Annotated in this window: 15 protein-coding genes; 6 read left to right on the top strand and 9 right to left on the bottom strand. The window is 38.1% G+C overall.

Features of this window, described 5'->3' with window-relative positions:
- Positions 1 to 248: 248 nt before the first annotated feature.
- Both GJV03_RS19430 and GJV03_RS19425 read right to left on the bottom strand, forming a co-directional pair.
- On the bottom strand, positions 249 to 815 hold the full coding sequence (locus GJV03_RS19430; protein WP_004718908.1) for a peptidylprolyl isomerase: 567 nt from the start codon (positions 813 to 815) through the stop codon (positions 249 to 251).
- Positions 816 to 1,116: 301 nt separating this feature from the next.
- The gene (locus GJV03_RS19425) at positions 1,117 to 2,184 is read right to left on the bottom strand and encodes an alpha/beta hydrolase (RefSeq protein WP_004718910.1); all 1,068 of its coding nucleotides are present in this window, start codon (positions 2,182 to 2,184) and stop codon (positions 1,117 to 1,119) included.
- Between the two features lie 202 nt (positions 2,185 to 2,386).
- Between GJV03_RS19425 and GJV03_RS19420 the strand changes: the two genes are divergently transcribed.
- The 3 genes from GJV03_RS19420 to erpA all read left to right on the top strand — a co-directional run bounded on the left by GJV03_RS19420 (position 2,387) and on the right by erpA (position 4,691).
- Complete coding sequence (locus GJV03_RS19420) at positions 2,387 to 2,851, top strand: hypothetical protein (RefSeq protein WP_154130892.1); 465 nt, start codon at positions 2,387 to 2,389, stop codon at positions 2,849 to 2,851.
- A gap of 370 nt (positions 2,852 to 3,221) precedes the next feature.
- A complete protein-coding gene (locus GJV03_RS19415; protein WP_004818193.1) occupies positions 3,222 to 4,226 on the top strand; it encodes a putative solute-binding protein in 1,005 nt (334 codons plus the stop codon).
- 129 nt (positions 4,227 to 4,355) lie between these two features.
- On the top strand, positions 4,356 to 4,691 hold the full coding sequence (erpA, locus tag GJV03_RS19410; protein WP_004718915.1) for an iron-sulfur cluster insertion protein ErpA: 336 nt from the start codon (positions 4,356 to 4,358) through the stop codon (positions 4,689 to 4,691).
- Positions 4,692 to 4,761: 70 nt separating this feature from the next.
- Here erpA and GJV03_RS19405 read toward each other — a convergent pair whose 3' ends face one another.
- Positions 4,762 to 5,604, bottom strand: a complete 843-nt coding sequence (locus tag GJV03_RS19405; protein WP_154130891.1) for an alpha/beta hydrolase — start codon at positions 5,602 to 5,604, stop codon at positions 4,762 to 4,764.
- A 192-nt stretch (positions 5,605 to 5,796) separates the two neighbouring features.
- Positions 5,797 to 6,924 (bottom strand): anhydro-N-acetylmuramic acid kinase, encoded by a 1,128-nt coding sequence (locus tag GJV03_RS19400; protein WP_035370790.1) that lies wholly within the window; start codon positions 6,922 to 6,924, stop codon positions 5,797 to 5,799.
- Positions 6,925 to 7,006: 82 nt separating this feature from the next.
- Here GJV03_RS19400 and tyrS point away from each other — a divergent pair, with 82 nt between their 5' ends.
- Complete coding sequence (tyrS, locus tag GJV03_RS19395) at positions 7,007 to 8,221, top strand: tyrosine--tRNA ligase (protein WP_004718921.1); 1,215 nt, start codon at positions 7,007 to 7,009, stop codon at positions 8,219 to 8,221.
- Positions 8,222 to 8,284: 63 nt separating this feature from the next.
- On the opposite strand, the gene GJV03_RS19390 is transcribed toward tyrS, so the two are convergent.
- On the bottom strand, positions 8,285 to 9,289 hold the full coding sequence (locus GJV03_RS19390) for a putative solute-binding protein (protein WP_171501882.1): 1,005 nt from the start codon (positions 9,287 to 9,289) through the stop codon (positions 8,285 to 8,287).
- A gap of 470 nt (positions 9,290 to 9,759) precedes the next feature.
- On the opposite strand from GJV03_RS19390, the gene GJV03_RS19385 reads away from it, so the two are divergent.
- Together GJV03_RS19385 and GJV03_RS19380 are read left to right on the top strand one after the other, a co-directional pair.
- Positions 9,760 to 11,694 carry an ATP-binding cassette domain-containing protein gene (locus tag GJV03_RS19385; protein ID WP_056515538.1) on the top strand — a complete coding sequence of 645 codons (1,935 nt, stop codon included), beginning with the start codon at positions 9,760 to 9,762 and terminating at the stop codon, positions 11,692 to 11,694.
- Between the two features lie 1,004 nt (positions 11,695 to 12,698).
- Positions 12,699 to 13,706, top strand: coding sequence for a putative solute-binding protein (locus GJV03_RS19380; RefSeq protein WP_004718925.1), 1,008 nt, complete (start codon positions 12,699 to 12,701; stop codon positions 13,704 to 13,706).
- A gap of 162 nt (positions 13,707 to 13,868) precedes the next feature.
- Here GJV03_RS19380 and gyrB read toward each other — a convergent pair whose 3' ends face one another.
- The 4 genes from gyrB to dnaA all read right to left on the bottom strand — a co-directional run bounded on the left by gyrB (position 13,869) and on the right by dnaA (position 20,147).
- Complete coding sequence (gene gyrB / locus GJV03_RS19375) at positions 13,869 to 16,337, bottom strand: DNA topoisomerase (ATP-hydrolyzing) subunit B (RefSeq protein ID WP_004818189.1); 2,469 nt, start codon at positions 16,335 to 16,337, stop codon at positions 13,869 to 13,871.
- A gap of 52 nt (positions 16,338 to 16,389) precedes the next feature.
- Positions 16,390 to 17,472, bottom strand: coding sequence for a DNA replication/repair protein RecF (gene recF, locus GJV03_RS19370; RefSeq protein ID WP_004718931.1), 1,083 nt, complete (start codon positions 17,470 to 17,472; stop codon positions 16,390 to 16,392).
- Between the two features lie 24 nt (positions 17,473 to 17,496).
- Positions 17,497 to 18,645 (bottom strand): DNA polymerase III subunit beta, encoded by a 1,149-nt coding sequence (gene dnaN, locus GJV03_RS19365; RefSeq protein ID WP_004718933.1) that lies wholly within the window; start codon positions 18,643 to 18,645, stop codon positions 17,497 to 17,499.
- Positions 18,646 to 18,755: 110 nt separating this feature from the next.
- Positions 18,756 to 20,147, bottom strand: coding sequence for a chromosomal replication initiator protein DnaA (gene dnaA, locus GJV03_RS19360; RefSeq protein WP_004818188.1), 1,392 nt, complete (start codon positions 20,145 to 20,147; stop codon positions 18,756 to 18,758).
- Between the last annotated feature and the right edge of the window lie 465 nt (positions 20,148 to 20,612).

Raw genomic sequence — 20,612 nt, 5'->3', positions numbered from 1 at the left:
GTCAGTGATAAATAAGACGCAATAAACATTTAACAACTTAACCCTCTAAGCTAAGTTCGTTTGCTGTATCGCGTCGGGATGAGCTCATTATAGGGCAATTTCTTACACACGCAAGTGCTTTTAACTGATTGTTTTATTGAGTGTTGTATTTTTATGCACTGTTTTGGTTCATTTTTAGGCTTTTTGTCGCGTAAGCTTTTAATATTAAAGCAGAAATATGAACAAAATATTTCTGCTTTATTTTTTAACTATTTTTTCACATTTGTTTTTATTGTTTGAATACTGATGATTTTTACAGCTTGTTTAGGTACATCTTGGTGCATACCCACTGTTTGTGTTGGTGTCTGTACGATTTTATCGACGATATCCAGTCCTTGTGTCACCTTACCAAATACGGCGTACCCAGGGTTTCCAGCAGACTTATTTAAAAAGTCGTTATTTGCAACATTAATAAAGAATTGACTGGTTGCAGAGTTTGGCGCATTAGTCCGTGCCATAGCCAAAGTCCCACGAACGTTCTTTAAGCCATTGCTAGATTCATTCTGGATCGCTGGTTGAGTAGCCTTCTCTTTCATGTTGCTATCAAAGCCACCGCCTTGAATCATAAAACCAGGGATAACACGATGGAAAATGGTGCCGTTGTAAAATTGACTATTTACATAGCTCTTAAAATTTTTTACTGATATCGGTGCTTGATCATCATAAAGCTCTATATTGATGTTGCCTAAATTGGTTTTAATTTGCATATCTGTATTGGCGAACGCTTGATTCACCAAAACCACTAAAGCAAGACCGATGCCTATTTTTTTGATCATTCTCTTTTCCTTAAACATTTTAAATTAATAAGCCTCTCATAGTAGTCTGCTTTTATTCTGTTGAAAAATGACATTTAAACACGTTTACCAATACTCAACAGTATTCACGACTATATCTATATAGCTGTCATAAGCCTTACTGGTTGTTGAATATGTTGATGATGCTTTATCAACAAAAGAACTGTATGGATAAATCCGTGTGCTTAGCCTTTATAGAACAATTATTCTTATTTGATTATTTTTTAATCAATCACTTTTGTTCCACGTGAAACAAAAGTGACTTGTACAAGATGATATTGTGTTATTGCTTATCCCAGAATTTACGGAACTCTTTACTCATCTCTATAACGTATTTTTTAGCTTTACGTGAAACAGGGGTTAAGTTAATAAATCCGTGGGTTTGATCTTCATAATCCTGATAATGAACCTTTACGCCATTTTGACGTAACTTATAAGCATAAATTTTACCTTCATCGTGCAAAAGATCATGTCCAGCCGTTACTACAAATGCAGGGGCAAGTTTCTTTAGCTGGCCATTGGTCGGTGAAATGATTGGATCATCCAATGCCATATTAAAACGTGTCGCATAATAGTCGGTCACATAATCAATATCTGAGCCTGTCAACACCAAGCCATCTTTATAAGCAAAGAAAGATGGATGTCGACTCTTAAAATCAACGGCAGGATAAATCAAGAACTGGGCTTGAGGCGCAAACACTGTATTGACTGTGCGTTGTGCAACAACAGCGCTAATATTTCCACCCGCACTATCTCCTGCAACCGCAATCCGGTTTTTGAGAATTTTAAATTGACGGCGATTTTGATACACCCAAGCCAAAGCATCTTCACAAGACTGAATTAGGTCACGTGGGCCAACTTCAGGTGCGAGTGGATATTCAATACTTAAAACCTGAACTTTTGCATGAGCAGCAATTAAGCGACACACTTCATCATGGGTGTCTACACTACCCACCACAAAACCACCACCATGATAAAATACAATCATTGGCAATTTTTTATTTGGTGCAGGATGGTAATGGCGTGCGTAGACGCTGCCACTTTGTAGCGGAAGACGAATATCTTCAACAAATTGGATATGGGTCGGTTTGTTTATAATAGATTGCATTTGTGATTCAAATTGCTTTCTAGAGCGCTCTACATCTGCGCCAATAAAACCTACTTTGCCCTGTTTAAGTTGAGCTGCCATCAAACATTTGGTGAAACTATCCAATTGAGGAAATTGGTACGGGTAACCCAATAACTTGGTTAATGACTCTTGAGCGAATGTAGGCAAACGATCTAAAGCCCTACCTGCCGAACCCTGCCCTTTTTCGACTAAATCATGAATACTACGTTGAAAAGCAACCATTACGATTCTTCCTTAAATGTTCAAATTCTTCATATTGTCTACATGATCAGGCATCGACTGACTATAATCTTATACAAGTCTCATCATCGATATACAAATATAATTTTTAAATACGCTAATCTGAGTTAAATGACTTGTCATTGACTATTTTGCTATATCTGAATTTTTTTTTGCTATTTTGCTTGTTAAATGGAGGCAACTTATGGCTATAAAAGCATTAATTGTTTCATTCATAACATCTATTATTGCTGTTGGTTGTGTTGCATTTCCTGAAGATGGTTATGACTCTCGCGGCTATGGGCAACCCGTATATCGAGATTATGGCTATGGACAACGCTATGATCCAAGATATGACCGAAACAATGATCGCCAACGTTGGGAACGCGAGCGAGCTTATCGTTTACAACAAATGCGCATTGAACAAGAACGGCGCCAAAAGAACTGGGATAAACAACGCTGGCAATATGAACAAGCCAAACGTGATCAAATGAAAAAACAGCAATCGGAACAACATAGAAAAGATTGGAACAATAAATCAAATCGTGACCACCGCTGGGACAACCGACCTGATCAAAAACAGTGGCAACAGCGTGATCGTCAAAATCAACAACAGCAACGTGATAAAAGACGTGATGAGCGTAAAAACAGAGATCACAACAAAGATTAATCTTCAAGAATTTGGGGCGAACCCAGATTCTTTTGTCTTTTTAGCAAACAATTTATTCATTTATAAAAGCAAAAGTAATGATTTTCCTCAGTAATTAATAGCTTCTGATATTTCTTCTTTGCTGAGAAAATTTTGTCATTTGGGTCATTGCGAACCGACTCATTTCAAGTAATGATTTCAATAACATCAATTCATCATTGAACTCGAACAATTGATTTGGAAAATCGATTGTTCAGAATAGATCATGTTGGGTTTAGCAATAAACGATTTTCTAAACTAGATACATTTTTGATGTCACAAAGTTCTATTGGTCGAAGCTCTTCGATTCAATTGAACATGAATAATATTGATCATGGAAAGGAAAAAAATAATGAAATGGTCTAATGCTCTCATTGCTGCTGCGGGTCTTTTGCTTGCAACATCTGCCACTCAAGCAAAACAAGTCATGTGTGTATTTGATTTAGTAGGCAAAAATGGTGATGTGTTTACCTTAATGAAAGATTATCAACTTGCAGCGAAAAACTGGGGTGCGGATCTGGAATTAAAAGTGAATTCAAATGAATCTGTTATTGCAGAAGATTTTAAAGCGGGTAAATGTGATGCTGTCAGTATCACAGGTATGCGTGGCCGCCAATTTAATAGTTTCACCGGTTCTTTAGATGCAATTGGTGCGATTCCAGATCTCAATCTCGCGGTAAAAGTCATGCAAGGCTTAGCAAATCCAAACTTTGCAAAATACATGACCAGCGGAAAATATGAAGTTGTTGGTGTTATTCCAGTAGGTGATGCTTTCCTGATGGTCAATGACCGCAATATCAATACCGTTGCAAAAGCAGCGGGTAAAAAAATTGCGGTACTCGACTATGATCAAGCACAAAAAATTATGGTTCAACAAATTGGTGCTCAAGCAGTTGCCGCGGATGTTACAAATTTTGGCAGTAAATTCAATAATGGTCAGGTTGATATTATTGGTGCACCTGCAGCGGTATTTAAACCTTTAGAGCTGCATAAGGGTTTAGGGACTAAAGGCGCTATTGTGAATTACCCACTGCTACAAGTCACAGGTAATATCATCATTCGTCCAGATAAATTCCCTGCTGGCTATGGTCAAAAATCTCGTGATTGGATTAAAACGCAATTGCCTCGTGCAAACACCATCATTGGAAAAATGAAAGCAGATATTCCAGCGAAATACTGGATGCAAGTTCCAGATGGTGATAAACCTGGTTATCAAAAACTCATGCGTGAATCTCGTATCAGCTTGACCAAACAAGGCGTTTATAACAAACAAATGATGAAAATCCTTTGGCAATTCCGTTGTAAAAACGATCCGAAAAACTTTGAATGTGCGCTACAAGATGAGAACTACAAATAATTCTAGATTAAATCCGATAAATTTAGTCTGAATTTACTTTAAAGTTCACTCACTGACCATATATTGAGTATGTTATACTGAATATATGGTCTTTTCATTTAAGCCATTTGAAATCTGAGGAACAATATCATGACCGCCCAAGCACTTGAGCTGACTGACAATGCTGCAAATAAAGTTCGCCAACTTCGTGATAGCGAAGGTAATCAAGATCTGATGTTACGTGTCTATGTAACGGGTGGCGGCTGTTCAGGATTTTCTTATGGTTTTAACTTTGCCGAAAGTATGAATGAAGATGATGCCGAATTCATAAATGGTGATGTAAAAATGTTGGTTGACTCGTTGAGTTATCAATATCTCGTCGGTTCTAAAGTTGACTATATTGAAGGCTTAGAAGGTTCACGTTTTATTGTAGAAAACCCGAATGCAACAACAACTTGTGGTTGTGGTTCATCATTCTCCATTTAATTCAAAGCATATTTTGAATCAAATCATGCCCTCTTCTTATGAGGGCATTTTTATGGTTGAGACATCAAGCTTAAATCGTTTCTAAAATATGTTGGCTCAATTGTTTTGCATTCTGCACTGGAATCCAATGCGTCGCATCCATCACAATTTCTTTATAAGCTGCTTTTACATAATGATGATTTAAGGCAACGCTTTTAGAACCGATCGCCGAGTCATGTTTGCCCCAAATAAATAAAGTCGGCACACAAACTGGTTGGGTTAAATTTTTATTTGAACTAAATGGAAGTCCCCGATACCAATTTAATGCAGAACTTAGACGCTTTTCCACCACGATGTCTTGTTGGAAATCTTCGAGTTGTTTTGCGGTCATTCCTGAATCTTTTAATAAACCTAGACCCAACTTCGGTAATTTCTCAAATAATAATTCTGGAATTTTAGGTAACTGGAATAAACCAATATAGTAAGATTTTAACAATTGATTACTGCTGAACATCGAACGCATAAATGCTGCTTTATGCGGTACAGAAATCGTAATCAAATGTTTTATTTTTTCAGGATAGCGTTGAGCAACATCCCAAGCAACCACTGCCCCCCAATCATGTCCAACTAAATAAACCTGTTGTTGGATCATATCGATTAAAGTATTTACATCTTCAACCAAAGCAGAACTTCTATAATCACGGCGGTTTTGCGGTTGTGCACCTAAACTATAACCACGTTGATTGACAGCAAAAGTACGATAACCGTTTTGATTCAGGATCTCTGCAGTTTCTTGCCAGCTTTTATTGGTTTCAGGAAAACCATGTAACAAGACAAAAGGCTGCCCATCCAAAGGACCCGAATCTATCACATCAAAGCTAAAACCCTCTCTTTGAAATGATTCTATGCGCTGTTTCTGTATCGCTAAGTTCATTGTGATCTCAGTTTTAATTTTTATTGATAGTGGAAGCTTATGCGCTATTTTTTAACAGCAGTAAAGGACAATCTCAGCGCTAAACAGGTCGATCATTGTTCTACAAAATATCTCACACTGCTATACCGCACTTGTTCTTGTGTAAATATTGATTACTAAGGTGTATCACTCACCTTAGCAATCATTTTATTTTTAAACTGCTGTAATCGTGCCTAAGATACGATAGCCTTTTGCCCCCGTAACAGCAGGTAGGTTGCCACTTAACTGTTGGTCAAAGCGCATGGCGAGCCACGCAAATGCGGTTGCCTCTACCCATGTCGGTGCTAAGCCTAGTGCAGAAGTCGATTGTACAGACCAATTGTGCTTACGTAGACGCCAACGGAGTTGTTCAAGTAGATGTGAGTTATAAGCACCTCCACCGCAAACATAGACCTCACCCGTATCTAGAGGCGAACGATAAATGGCTTTCTTGATGGCACGTGTCGTGAGTTTCATCAACGTTGCCTGAATATTTTCAGGGGTATCTTCTAATTCATCATATTCTAAATCATTGCGCCAATCTAAAATCTGCTCATCTAACCATTCCAAGTTAAAGTCTTCACGCCCTGTACTTTTTGGAGGTTCTTTAGAGAAGTATTCATTTGCTTGAAGGCGATCTAACAATGAACGTATCGGTTGACCATAAGCTGCCCAATTGCCATTTTCGTCATAAGGTTGCCCAGTATAACGATGACACCACGCATCCATAAGAATATTGGCAGGACCTGTATCAAAACCATAAACATTCTGCTCATCACCAGCAGGCAGCATGCTGACATTGGCAATCCCCCCTAAATTGAGAATCACTCGATGAATGGTTGAATGTTGGAATAAAGCTTGATGAAACGCTGGAACTAGAGGAGCACCCTGCCCACCTGCCGCCATATCACGACGACGAAAATCTGAAATCACAGGAATTTGAGTAATTTCCGTAATAATATTTGGATCACCAATTTGTAAAGTAAACCCGTGTTCTGGGCGATGCCGAATAGTTTGTCCATGACAACCAATCGCTTTAATTTGGCTTTTATCTAAATTATTTTCTTGTATGAGTTGGTTAATGCCATTGCCAATCATGGTTGCAAGAGCGACATCCGCCTTACCCATTCGATCGATTTCATTATCATCAGGTAAGGTCAATGCCATCAATTCATCGCGTAAATGAGGATCAAAAGCGACTGTAAGCGTGGCATGGATATGTAAAGGATCAAATGAAGCAGCAACAAAATCGACGCCATCCATGCTGGTTCCAGTCATTACGCCAATATAGATTGTTGTCATGAGATATTCTTCGCCTGCATTATGCTGAAAAAATGTTAGTATATCGCACAAATAGTCTAACTGAAGTATTTGGGTTTTTGTAATGTCAAATTTCCTGCCGGCTGAAGAACAACTTGCCCTCATTCGCCGAGGCACTCACGAAATTATTTCTGAAGAAGATCTTCTGAAGAAACTAAAAGAAAATCGTCCTTTAAAAATTAAAGCAGGATTTGATCCAACTGCCCCAGATTTACATTTGGGTCATACTGTTTTAATTAACAAATTAAAAGCGTTTCAAGATCTTGGTCATGATGTCACATTCTTGATTGGTGATTATACCGCCATGATTGGTGACCCAACAGGTAAGAGTGCGACTCGTCCACCGCTATCGCGTGAACAAGTTTTAGAAAATGCCAAAACATATCAAGAACAAGTGTTTAAAATTCTTGATCCAAATAAAACCAAAGTTCGTTTTAACTCTGAGTGGTTTGCAACAAAAACCGCTGCGGATTTGATTCAATTGGCTTCGCAGCAAACTGTTGCGCGTATGCTAGAACGTGATGACTTTACTAAACGCTATAATAGCCATCAACCGATTGCTATTCATGAGTTTTTATATCCTTTAGTTCAAGGTTACGACTCTATCGCGCTTGAAGCCGATGTTGAGCTTGGTGGTACAGACCAGACCTTTAACTTACTTATGGGACGTACTCTTCAAGGTCGTTATGATCAAGAAGCTCAAGTATGTATTACCGTACCGATCCTAGAAGGATTGGATGGCGTCAATAAAATGTCGAAGTCTTTAGGCAACTATATTGGTGTATTTGATGCCCCTGGCGCAATGTACCAAAAAGTATTGTCTATGCCTGACAGCTTGATTGAACGCTATTTTGAATTACTCAGCTTTAAGTCTATGGACGAAATTGACGTTCTTCTCAAAGAAATGGCTGAAGGTCGTAATCCGCAAGACATTAAGAAAATTCTTGCACTTGAGTTGGTTGAACGCTTCCATGGCGCAGAAGCTGCTGAACATGCACATAAAGGTGCGGGTAACTTAATCACAGAAGGTGAGCTACCTGAAGGTACGCCTGAAGTGACTATTTCTCGTGGTGAATACAATGGAGAAATCTCGATTGTGTCTATTTTACGTGCCGCAGGCTTAACCAAGAATTCAGCACAATCTAAAGATGCTGTTTCACGTGGAGCCGTAAAAGTAGATTGGGAAGTTGTGGATGCAAACTTCACTGTGAAAGAAAATGTCACTCTAGTCATTCAGGCAAGTAAAAAAGCCATTGCAAAAGTGACCTTTACCGATTAATCCCGTCTAAGCCAATAAAACCAGAAAAGCCATCAACATTGATGGCTTTTCTATTGAATAAATTTATTCACCTGCAAGTGAACATTCAAAGTTGGTGCGATCTACCGTACAGCGTGCTTTTTTCAGTACCGACATCATCACAGGATCGTACACCCCTCTTTTTGTTAACTCAATCCGTCCTTCTCGCCATAATTTCTGATAACGGAGTGCATCATCCTTGGACACATTTAATTTATATTTTGCTGGAATTTCAGCTTCCATTTTTTCTATTTTCTTAAATGAACTTGGTAACTGCTTCACAGCCCACTCACGTGACTTAATACCAAAACCTTCTGGAAACTGCTCAGGTTTAATAATTAAATCGGCAGTCACATTCACTACGGGATAAGTAAACATTGCACCATTGCTACCTAAACCTTTATAAATTTCCAATGGTTTATAGGCATAGGCTGGCGAAGCAATCGCATCCACCTCACCATCATTAAATTTTTTCACAAAATTAAAAATATCAGAAGGAACTCCGATTGCACCTACACGTTCAACGGCAACCTTTTGTGCAAGATCATAATGCAGATAGGCAAACTTTTTACCTTTGCCCTTTTCCAAAGTATTCATTGCGCGATCTTTAACAAAGATATAAGCAATACCAATCGGGGTAATCATTGCCAATTCATATTTGACCCCATTTTTTTCAGAAACCAATCTTTTTGCATTGCGTTTATCCAAGGCATAATTGATCGCTCTTCTGGCAATTTCATTGTTGGGAATTCCTCCCAAAGCATCAATAGATCCACCAAATTTATTGTATTCACGTGAGCGCATCGTGGTCATTGCAGCGGCATCACATTTATTGGTTTTAAAATTTTTATCCACGGCTTCTTCTGACTGATACACGGTTAAATTAATATCAGCGCCCCATGCTTTGGCTGCTAAAGCCCATTCTTCCATGAGCTTATAAGATTCACCCGCTTTACCCAGTAAATCAAACACACACACATTTTGTTTTGCCTGTAGTAGCGGTGAAAAAAAAACTGAAAAAACAATCGGGAAATATCCTATTTTATTCATCATCTAACGTCCATATTTTTATAAATAGATTTATCCTTGTAGATGTAAAAGCAATCCGAGTCTTTTACTTTAACTACACATTTCTAGGTGATACTGTGATTAATTCTACATAAATTGGATATTTTTTGTTAGTTTTTTAACCAAATTTTAGATGAGATAAAAAATTTAGGGCAAAATTCTGATAAAAGTAAGCGGCTGAGCTAATTTCATTGAGCGGTTTTTTATTGAGTGGTTGTAAAATTAAAATATTCTAATGATTGCTGTTGGTTTGGGAGATATACGCATTTTTTTTATTGAAGCATTCACAATAAAGCATTGTTTGTTTTTTTTGAATTGATCCTATTTACCCAATTTATTGTGCATTTCACTCAAGAAAAGACATTTTGTCACTTCTTTTATCAAATACATTTTTTGAACTCTACCATTTATCCTTTACTATACCGCATCCGATATTCAATAGTCAGTTTCCTATGATTCAGTTAGACCAACTTTCAATTCGCCGTGGTGGACGCATTTTATTCCAAAAAGCGTCTATGCAACTTCATCCTGGTTGGAAAATTGGTTTAACAGGTGTAAATGGTGCGGGTAAATCCACATTGTTCTCAGCACTTTTGGGTGGAATGGAGTCAGACAGCGGTAGCTTAACTCGTCCAAATATATGGACCGTAGCCCATATGGCTCAGGAAATCAAAGCCTTAGATATGAAAGCTATTGATTTTGTGTTATCTGGCGATGAAGAATATTGGCTCATCCAAGACAAACTAAACCATTCTGAAGATTTGAGTAATGATGAGTTAGCGCATTTATATAGCCGTTTTGAAGAAATTCATGGCTATACAGCTGCATCTAAAGCATCTCAACTGATGGCCGGTTTAGGTTTTTTTGAGCATCAATCAGAACTCTTGGTTTCAAGTTTCTCTGGTGGGTGGCGGATGCGTTTAAATCTTGCTCGCACCCTGATGAGTCGCTCAGACTTACTATTACTCGATGAACCGACCAACCATTTAGATTTAGATGCAATTTTATGGTTAGAAGATTGGCTCAAGGCATATGAAGGCACGCTCATTTTAATTTCACATGACCGCGATTTCTTAGATGCAATCACAGATCATATTTTACATATCGAAAATCAAGTACTGACTTTATATACCGGCAACTACTCTACTTTTGAAACCACACGTGCTGAGCGATTAGCACAACAACAACAAGCGTTTGAAAAGCAACAAGAAGCTAAAGCACACTTACAAAAATTTATTGACCGTTTTAAAGCCAAAGCGACTAAAGCACGACAAGCGCAAAGCCGTATTAAACAACTTGAACGTATGCAAGAGCTTGCCCCTGCGCATGTAGATAATCCATTTACCTTTAGTTTCCGTGAACCAAGCAAAATGAGTTCACCGCTGCTCACACTCGAACATGCAGATATTGGCTATGGCGATAAATTAATTGTCACAAATGTAAATTTACAGATTACACCAAGCAGTCGTATCGGTTTACTGGGAATGAATGGTGCAGGTAAATCTACCCTAATTAAATCTTTAGTCGGTGATTTACCGCTGATTCAAGGTTTACGTAAAGATTCTGAGTTACTCAACATTGGTTATTTTGCCCAGCACCAAATGGATGCTTTAGATGGCAATGCCAGCCCGATGTTACAACTTTCTCGCATTGCTGACCCAAAGATCAGTGAAGCAGCATTACGCTCCTTTTTAGGAAGTTTTGGCTTCAGTGGCGAACGTATGGACACCCCAAGTGAAAGCTTCTCTGGCGGTGAGCGTGCGCGTTTGGCTTTGGCTTTAATCGTCTGGCTACGTCCAAATGTTTTAATTCTCGACGAACCGACTAACCATTTAGATTTAGATATGCGCCATGCACTTACGATGGCTTTACAGGATTTTGAAGGTGCTGTGGTTTTAGTTTCCCATGAACGTCAGCTGATCGCTTCAGTCTGTGATGAACTTATTTTGGTTCATGCAGGTCAAAGCAAGGAATTTGACGGGGATTTACAAGATTATGCAACGTGGTTACGTCAAGCACGTATCGATATGATCAAGAATGGACAACAGCCTAGTGCACCTGTTCAATCTCAGGTGGTTGAAAAGCCAAGTATTTCAAAACTCGATAAAGAAGCACAACGTAAAGAAGCAGCTCGTCAACGTGAACTGAGCCGTCCTATTCGTAAAAATATCGAGAAAATTGAAAGTCAAATTGGAAAAATTCAACCTAGACTCGTAGACATTGAAGCATTACTTGCAGACTCAGCCCTTTATGAGGCAAACCGTAAAGATGATTTACTCAAACTCATGAATGAACAGACAGAGTTAAAAGTAAAATTAGAACAAGCTGAAGAAAAAATGCTTGAACTGATGATGGAACTAGAAACATTAGAAAGCTCTTTCGATTAAAAAGTGCTTTTAAAGACAGTAAGCCCCTCAAATTAGCTAGAAATAGACAAATGCCTTTTCTAGCTTTTTAATAAAATATAATTAAAAATCAACAAGTTAATTTATAAAAACTATTTTATTTAAAGTTCTAAACGCAACTTCATCGCCTTAACAAAATTTAAAGCTCTATACCTCTTCTCATAAATCATCAGAAATTCAATACATAGCCATGCTATGCAAACACGCTCAGGTATTGTTTCTCATTACTCTAGATTCCCTAGATCAAAAAGAAGGCTTTTTAGCACAATAATCCAATAAAAATCATAAACTTATTTTATTTAACATCCAAACCACATCCAACAGCCACGTCCAAGCCTAAAAGCATCTTTAAATCGACAAAATACAATCATAACTTTTATTTATAATAGGTAATTTCCATCGTGGAACATATTAGTACAACTAAATAATAACAAAAAAGGCTTTAAAAGGGACAGTTCATTTGAATTTAAAAATGTTTTTTATCAATTGCTTGTGGATAAGTTGAAATTTTAAAACAATTCTTCCGACTCATTCTTTGAGAGCATTTTTTAACAATTTTGAAGTTTTTATAGTGATTAAATCAGTCTGTATTGATCTAATTTAGGCTTAATTGCAAAGTTACCCACATACTTATCAACATTATTTTGGTTAATAATAGAACAAAATTCAAGTGCAAAATTTAACCGTTCGTCGCTTTTTATAATGAACATTCATCTAATTTTTTTTGATTTCAGCAAAATTATTTAAAATTACATAGATCATGAATTTCGAACAATTTGTAATGAAAAAGCATAATTCGGACTTAAAAAACTGATTTACTTATAAAAAGATTGTCGATGAAATGAGAGTTAAGTCGCTAATTCACAATAATTGTCAAAAAAAAAATAATAAATGGAGTAAATGCTCTATTTTTTTCAAACAAAGCTGATTAATATTGCGCTTATGGAAAAGTTCCTAAAGATGGATAAATAGATAAGGACGAAAATATGAAAAAAATTGCATTCGCTATTGCTGCAACTTCAATCGTTGGATTTAGTTCAGCATCTCAAGCTGCGACAGATGTCTGCGTATTTGACTTATTAGGTAAGTCAGGTGAGTCATTTCAAATGGCGCAAGAATGGGCATTATCAGCAAAAAGTTGGGGCGCTGATATCAATCTCATTCCAAAACAAGATGAGGCTGTAGCAGATAACGACTTTAAAGCAGGCAAATGCGATGGCGTATTTATGACTGCAATGCGCGCGCGTCAATACAATAAATTTGTGGGTTCAATCGACTCTATTGGTGGTGTGCCAAGTAATGCGATTGCACAAAAAGCCATTACTTTTGCCTTAGATGCGCGTAATGCTGCAAAAATGACCACAACCTTGGGTGGTAAAAAATACGAAGTTGCTGGTATTGCACCACTTGGTTCAGCATTTATTTTTGTACGTGATAAAAATATCAACTCGATTGAAAAAGCCGCTGGTAAAAAGTTTGCTGTATTAAGCTATGACAGCGCTCAAAAAATTCTAGTACAACGTGTTGGTGCACAAGCAGTTCCTTCAGATATCACCAACTTTGTTGCAAAATTCAACAATGGTCAAGTTGATATGGTCGGTGCGCCTGCTTATGCCTACAAACCGCTTGAAATTCAAAAAGGTTTAGGTGCAAATGGGGCAATGTTTAACTTCCCTGTATTACAAGTAACTGCTGACTTTGTCATCCGTCCTGAAAAATTCCCTGCAGGTTTTGGTCAAAAATCTCGTGATTATTTTGTGAAAAACTTGCCAAAAAGCTTTGCTATGATTAATCGCCTAGAAGCGACTATTCCAGCAAAATACAAAATGAATTTAACCGCTGAAGATAAGCTGAAATATCAAAAGTTAATGCGTGATGGCCGTTTAGAACTGACTAAACAAGGTATTTATGATGCAGGCATGATGTCTGTGTTGAAAAAAGCACGTTGTTCAGTAGATAAAGCCAACTTTGAATGTACGCTAGGTGGTGAATAATACTTTAGATGAAATAAGCTAAAGTCTACAAAAAAACCAGCTTTGAGAAGCTGGTTTTTTTGTTTTAAATAGAAGCAGTAGCACTATCAAAATTAAAATAAGGGCTATAAAAAAGGGAATAAACCGAGGTTTATTCCCTTTTATTGATTAAAATAAGTTTAATTAAGCATCAATATCTGCATTTAATGCATTTTCTTCAATGAAAGCACGACGTGGTTCTACATCATCGCCCATTAAACATGCAAACATACGATCGGCTTCAATCGCATCATCAATGGTCACTTGCAGCATATTACGGTTTTCAGGATCCATTGTGGTTTCCCAAAGCTGTTCAGCATTCATCTCACCCAAACCTTTATAGCGCTGAATCATCATGCCGCGACGTGAATCTGTCAAAATGTGTTGCCAAACCTGATGGAAAGTCGAAACGTTGATTTTACGTTCGCCTTTTTGCAGATAAGCACCTTCTTCTAACAAGGTGAACCAGCTCTTCGAGTTTTGCAATAAACGTTTATATTCGCCCGATGCCAATAAACCCGCGTCTAATAAATAGCTATGCGGTAAATTGTGCACATAAATCGTTATACGCGGGAAATAAATCGTCGTTTTAAGCCCATCAGCAGTTTCTTTATCAAAGGGTTCCAAGCTCAACACTGGACGTAAACTCGGTTGCGTTGTTTCAATCGCAGTACGAAGTTTTTCACCCCATTGTTGTACATAATCTTGGTCATGATTTTGATCAAGTTTAAAATGCTCAAGACTCAATAAACCATCCAGCAAGGTCGCAGGATAACGCACAGTTAAACGCTGCAAACTCTTTTGAGAGGTTTGATAATCAGCAATCACTTTCTCTAATGCTACGCCACGAATTGCAGGCGCTTCAGCATTGACACGTAATTCAAGTTCATCAATCGCATTTGAAATCAAATAAGTTTCTAAAGCATCATTGTCTTTAATGTACTGCTCTTGCTTACCTTTTTTCAGTTTATACAGTGGTGGTTGTGCAATATAAATATAACCACGTTCCACAAGTTCTGGCATTTGACGGAAGAAGAAAGTCAAAAGCAGGGTACGAATGTGTGAACCATCCACGTCAGCATCGGTCATGATAATGATTTTATGATAACGCAACTTGTCTGGGTTATATTCTTCACGGCCAATACCACATCCTAATGCAGTAATTAGCGTACCCACTTCCTGTGATGAAATCATCTTATCGAAACGTGCACGTTCCACATTCAGGATTTTACCTTTGAGCGGAAGAATGGCTTGCATTTTACGGTTACGGCCTTGTTTTGCAGAACCGCCCGCAGAGTCACCCTCGACTAAGTATAATTCTGAAAGTGCTGGATCTTTTTCCTGACAGTCTGCCAACTTACCTGGAAGACCGGCAATATCAAGCGCACTCTTACGACGTGTCATTTCACGTGCTTTACGCGCAGCATCACGCGCACGTGCAGCATCAATGATCTTGCCTGCAATAGATTTTGCAGCCTGAGGATTTTCTAATAAATACTCAGAAAAGGCTTTGTTCATTGCCTGCTCGACAGCAGGTTTAACTTCACTCGACACCAATTTTTCTTTGGTTTGAGATGAGAATTTAGGATCAGGTACTTTAACTGAAACAATTGCTGTTAAGCCTTCACGCGCATCATCACCAGTAACTGCAACTTTCTCTTTTTTGAGTAAGTTTTCATTTTCCATGTAGCTGTTTAAGCCACGTGTCAACGCTGCACGGAAACCAGCTAAATGCGTTCCACCATCTTTTTGTGGAATATTGTTGGTAAAGCAACGAACATTCTCTTGATAGGTATCATTCCATTGCAAAGCAACTTCAACACCTATGCCATTTTCAGCTTGAGTGGTGAAATGGAAGATTTCATTGAGATGGGTTTTACCTTGGTTAATATATTTTACAAACTCAGATAAACCACCTTCGTAATCGAAGACATGTTCTAAGGCAACACGTTCATCACGTAGGACAATACGAACACCCGCATTCAAGAATGAAAGTTCACGTAAGCGACGTGCCAAAATATCGACATTAAAAATCGTTTGGCTAAACGTTTCAGTACTTGGCCAGAAACGAACAATGGTCCCTGTGGTTTCGACATCACCCACAATTTTTAACGGATAAACCGGATCACCATGTTTATATTCTTGTTGATGAATATGACCAGCACGATGAATCGTAAGTTCAAGTTTGCTTGAAAGTGCATTAACTACAGATACACCTACGCCGTGCAAACCGCCTGAAACTTTATAGCTATTATCATCAAACTTACCACCTGCGTGCAGAATCGTAAGAATTACTTCTGCAGCAGAGACACCTTCTTCCGGGTGAATATCGGTTGGAATACCACGTCCATTATCTGCAACGCTGACTGACTCATCTTCATGAATAGTCACTAAAATTTCATCACAATGACCAGCTAAAGCTTCATCAATCGCGTTATCGACGACCTCAAATACCATATGGTGTAAGCCTGAACCATCATCAGTATCACCAATATACATACCTGGGCGTTTACGAACTGCATCTAGACCACGTAATACTTTGATACTAGAGGAATCATAAGCCTTTTCAATGGTTGGTTCTGTTTGAGAAGCTATTTGATCTTCTGAACTCATGGTTTCTCCCTAGTGAAAAATAGGTCTTTCCAAAATTGGCTAAAATCTAAAATCATGTTGCAACAACACTTACCTGACCTTGGTCAACATTGAATAACTGGTAGGAAATAGACAAATCATGTAAATGTTTTTTTACTGATTCATGGTCTAGTGTGGTAATAAAAACTTGACTACCAAGTTGGCTCAATCGCTCAATTAAACGTTGTTGTGCGCTTAAATCTAATTCTGCTGTCACATCATCTAATAATACCACAGTTTCTTTATTACAGGCATGTAACATGGCAATTTGTGATAGTTTTAAAGCCATTATCAACAACTTTTTCTGCCCTCTAGACAGTACCACATCCGCTTCGCCTAAAGGGGTTTTTAATCGGATATCTGCACGATGCGGTCCATACTCGGTATAACGTCGATCAACATCTTTTTGGTGATATTGAATCAGGTCATTGGCCAAACCATGTTCCACATGGAACCCTGCACTGTATTCCATTTCAATCTTTAAATCGGGTAGCAACTGCGCCAAATCTTCTTGCAAATATAACTTCCATTGCTCAACAATCTCGACCCGTTGAGAATGTAACATTTCACCATAATCACTGAGCATTTTGTTCCACGGCTCTAAATCAAGCAAAGTCAGATTACGTTTGGTTTTAAGTAAGCTATTTCTTTGCTTTAAAGCGCGTGAATAATATTGCCATGCATGATAGAAATCTGGTTCCACGTGAAACATAAGCCAATCCAACAATTGGCGACGTGGTTTTGCCCCATGATCGATAATATCGGTACTTAATGGGTCAATCAGTTGCAACGGTAAGATTTTGGCAAGCTGCCCTTGGGTTGCAACAGTATCACCATTGACTTTAATTAACTGCTCACCACTTTGCAGCTTTTGCATACCAATCTTTTCAGTCAAAGATTGGGCAAAAACAATGGCGTCTGATTGATTATTTTGAATGTAATTTTTCGGGATATGTGTTCGAAAAGATCGACCTGTTGCCAATAAATGAATGGCTTCTAAAATCGATGTTTTACCTGAACCATTTTGTCCATAAAAAACATTAAACGGTTGCAACTCATGCAGAGCAACCGTCTTGAGGTTTCGAACACGTTGTATATTTAAACGCGTAATATGCATGGCTATGATTTAAAAATAAATCAATTAAACACGCATCGGCATCACAACATAAGTTTGATTAGATTGGGTTGGATCTTGTACCAATACCGACTGATTCGCTTCAGACATGGTCATTGCTACATCATCACCATCTAAAACGCTTAATACATCTAAAATATATTGCGCATTAAACGACATTTCCATCGGCGCATTGGCATATTGAATAGCTAAATCTTCAATCGCTTCATCTTGCTCAGGGTTATTGGCACGTAATTGCAAGGAATCAGCATTAAAGTTTAAGAATACACCACGTAATTTTTCATTACTTAAAATCGCAACACGTTGTAAGGATTGCTTAAATACATCATGTGGAATATTTACAACTTTGTCACCGCCACGTGGAATCACACGACGATAATCAGGGAATTTCCCATCAATTAATTTTGTTGTGAAACGTACCGTAATATCGCCTTGTTCTTTGTCGCGGCTAGAGGTTTGAATGGTAACATTTAACAATTCACGACCAATTAACAAGGTCAGTTGCTCATCTTCAATACTTAAAAGACGTTGTAACTCACCGACTGCTTTACGTGGAACAATGGCTTGAACCAATTGTGCAGCGGTTGAAGACGCTAATGTTTCACACAATGCTAAACGGTGCCCATCGGTAGTGACTGCGCGTAATTGATTTTCATCAATTTCCAATAATGTACCTGTCAGGTAAAAACGTACATCTTGCACAGCCATGGCAAATGAAGTTTTTTCAAATAAACGTTTTAATTCACGCTCAGTGACTTGAACTTGAGTGCCTTGGCTATTTTCATTGGTTAACAATGGATAATCTTCAGCAGGTAAGGTTCCTAAAACAAAGCGACTGTTTCCAGATTTTAAAATACAGCGTTGATCTTCAGTGATCTGCAAATCAATCAAAGCTGCTGCTGGTAAAGATTTACAAATATCGACCAACTTACGTGCAGGAACTGTGGTTTCCCCTGCTTGTAAACATGCACCTTCAGCTAGAGTTGTACTTGCCACAAGCTCCACTTCCAAATCTGATCCTGTAATCGTAAGGGCTTGATTTGTAGCTTGAATTTTCACGTTTGAAAGAATGTTTAAAGTATGGCGACGTTCAACTGCTCCAACCACATGGGACAAAACATTAAGTAAGCTCTCTTTCGCGATTTTCAAACGCACGGTGGAATTCCTCTAACTAAATATGACAAAAATGTGGGTAATAAATTTTTTTTAATGACGTACTATGCGGCAGTTTATGCCGCATTGCAAGCGCATAATTTGTACAAATTTTAACTTTGTAACAGGCGCATGAGGTTTTTATAATCCTCATTAAAAATTGGATCTTCATCGCGTAAACTTTGCACTTTTTCACAGGCATGCATGACCGTACTGTGGTCACGACCGCCAAAAGCCATCCCAATTTCAGGGAAACTGTCTCCAGTAAGCTCACGCGCAAGACCCATCGCCAACTGACGTGGTCGTGCGTAAATACGTGTGCGTTTTGGTCCCACCAATTCTTTCAATGGTATACGGAAGTATTCGCTCACTACGCGTTGAATATTTTCAGTACTGATGGTACGGGCACGAATCGCCAAAACATCTTTCAATGATTCACGAACCACTTCTAGATCAATTGCAGAACCCTTAAAGCGTGAGATTGCCACAACTTTGTTTAAAGCGCCTTCAAGCTCTCGCACATTGGCAACAACCTGTTGTGCAATAAATAAAGCGCAATTTCGAGGCAGATCGATGCCACTGCTTTCGGCTTTTTTCAGCAAAATTTCGATACGTGTTTCAATATCTGGTGGTTCAACCCCAACCGATAATCCCCATGAAAAGCGCGAGACTAAACGCGGATCCAATTCAGTTAATTCTTTTGGATAACGGTCAGAGGTTAAAATAATTTGTTTAGATTCATCCAATAAAGCATTGAATGTATAGAAAAATTCAACAAGACTGGCTTCTTTACCCGCCAACAAATGAATATCATCAACCAACAATAAATCTAAAGAACGGCAATTCTTTTTAAATTCTTCAACCTTGCCTTTTTGCAGAGAGCTGACAAAGTCTTGGACAAAGCTTTCCGCAGTCATATACATCACACGCGCATTTGGCTTTGCTTGTAATAATGCATTACCAACGGCTTGCATTAAATGCGTTTTACCTAAGCCTGTAGGGCCGTATAAAAAGAGTGGATTATGTTGAGATTCACCCAGTTGTGTTAAAACTTTGCGGCAAGTTTCAGCCGCCATTTGGTTTGAACGACCTTCAACAAATAAAGCAAAGTTAAATAATGGGTTAAGTTGTCGTTTCTTCACATTTTTTGCAGAAACAACTTCATATTCTTTGTCTTTTTTGGCTTTGACATGCTGTGTAGGCATTGGAGAACTTTCAAGCGCTGCCGTTGTGGTAGCAGGCTGTTCAGCAGCAGAAAGAATTGCACCAGGACGCGAGTCGACTAAAATTTCGACTTTGCGAATACGACCTTCAGATAATTGTTCTGCCAAAATAGAAATCAGTTCTAAATGATGTTCTTGAATGTAGCGAGTCCAATATGGATTGGGTGCATACAGTTTTAAAGTATCTTCGACTTCTTCTGCAACCAAAGGACGAATCCACATGGCAAAGACATTATCAGAGAGCTCTTGTCGCAAGCGAGTTAAGCAGTCCGTCCAAAGCATGTGAAACCCCTTCATTCAATTTTAAATTCAAAAAAGACTATTTACCCCTACCCTGTAGGTGAAGGGGTCGCCATTCTAACCAAGTTATCCACATCTGTCATGGTTAATTCAATCTAATTCGCTCAAAAAAGCAACCTTCTGTAAATAAATTCAAATTCAAAGCAGTTGTGGATAAGGTTTTCCACAAGCTGTGGATAAATTATCACAGAAAGTTATCCACAATCCATCAAATTAATAGAAACATGGATACTCACAGGGTAAGTTATTATTATTTATCTTAAAAAAGCGGTTTTCCACAGAAAAAATGCTTCCTAATAATAATAAATATAAATTTTAAATTTGAATTTATTTATAAGGATCAGGATTTCTGTGGATAAAGCTTCAGTTATGAATTTAAATTCAAAACAACACGATTTTTAAATTTAAAATTAAGAAATTAAATTTAAATTGTGAATCAGCCTATGG

It is taken from the genome of Acinetobacter sp. RIT698, assembly GCF_009668065.1.
Taxonomy (GTDB): Bacteria; Pseudomonadota; Gammaproteobacteria; order Pseudomonadales; family Moraxellaceae; genus Acinetobacter; species Acinetobacter guillouiae.
This window is presented reverse-complemented; position numbering and strand designations above follow the sequence as displayed.

Bases quoted from the DNA above. Each gene is read 5' to 3' on its own strand.
- GJV03_RS19430 (WP_004718908.1), bottom strand. From the start codon at position 815: ATGATCAAAAAAATAGGCATCGGTCTTGCTTTAGTGGTTTTGGTGAAT.
- GJV03_RS19425 (WP_004718910.1), bottom strand. From the start codon at position 2,184: ATGGTTGCTTTTCAACGTAGTATTCATGATTTAGTCGAAAAAGGGCAG.
- GJV03_RS19420 (WP_154130892.1), top strand. From the start codon at position 2,387: ATGGCTATAAAAGCATTAATTGTTTCATTCATAACATCTATTATTGCT.
- GJV03_RS19415 (WP_004818193.1), top strand. From the start codon at position 3,222: ATGAAATGGTCTAATGCTCTCATTGCTGCTGCGGGTCTTTTGCTTGCA.
- erpA (WP_004718915.1), top strand. From the start codon at position 4,356: ATGACCGCCCAAGCACTTGAGCTGACTGACAATGCTGCAAATAAAGTT.
- GJV03_RS19405 (WP_154130891.1), bottom strand. From the start codon at position 5,604: ATGAACTTAGCGATACAGAAACAGCGCATAGAATCATTTCAAAGAGAG.
- GJV03_RS19400 (WP_035370790.1), bottom strand. From the start codon at position 6,924: ATGACAACAATCTATATTGGCGTAATGACTGGAACCAGCATGGATGGC.
- tyrS (WP_004718921.1), top strand. From the start codon at position 7,007: ATGTCAAATTTCCTGCCGGCTGAAGAACAACTTGCCCTCATTCGCCGA.
- GJV03_RS19390 (WP_171501882.1), bottom strand. From the start codon at position 9,289: ATGAATAAAATAGGATATTTCCCGATTGTTTTTTCAGTTTTTTTTTCA.
- GJV03_RS19385 (WP_056515538.1), top strand. From the start codon at position 9,760: ATGATTCAGTTAGACCAACTTTCAATTCGCCGTGGTGGACGCATTTTA.
- GJV03_RS19380 (WP_004718925.1), top strand. From the start codon at position 12,699: ATGAAAAAAATTGCATTCGCTATTGCTGCAACTTCAATCGTTGGATTT.
- gyrB (WP_004818189.1), bottom strand. From the start codon at position 16,337: ATGAGTTCAGAAGATCAAATAGCTTCTCAAACAGAACCAACCATTGAA.
- recF (WP_004718931.1), bottom strand. From the start codon at position 17,472: ATGCATATTACGCGTTTAAATATACAACGTGTTCGAAACCTCAAGACG.
- dnaA (WP_004818188.1), bottom strand. From the start codon at position 20,147: ATGCTTTGGACGGACTGCTTAACTCGCTTGCGACAAGAGCTCTCTGAT.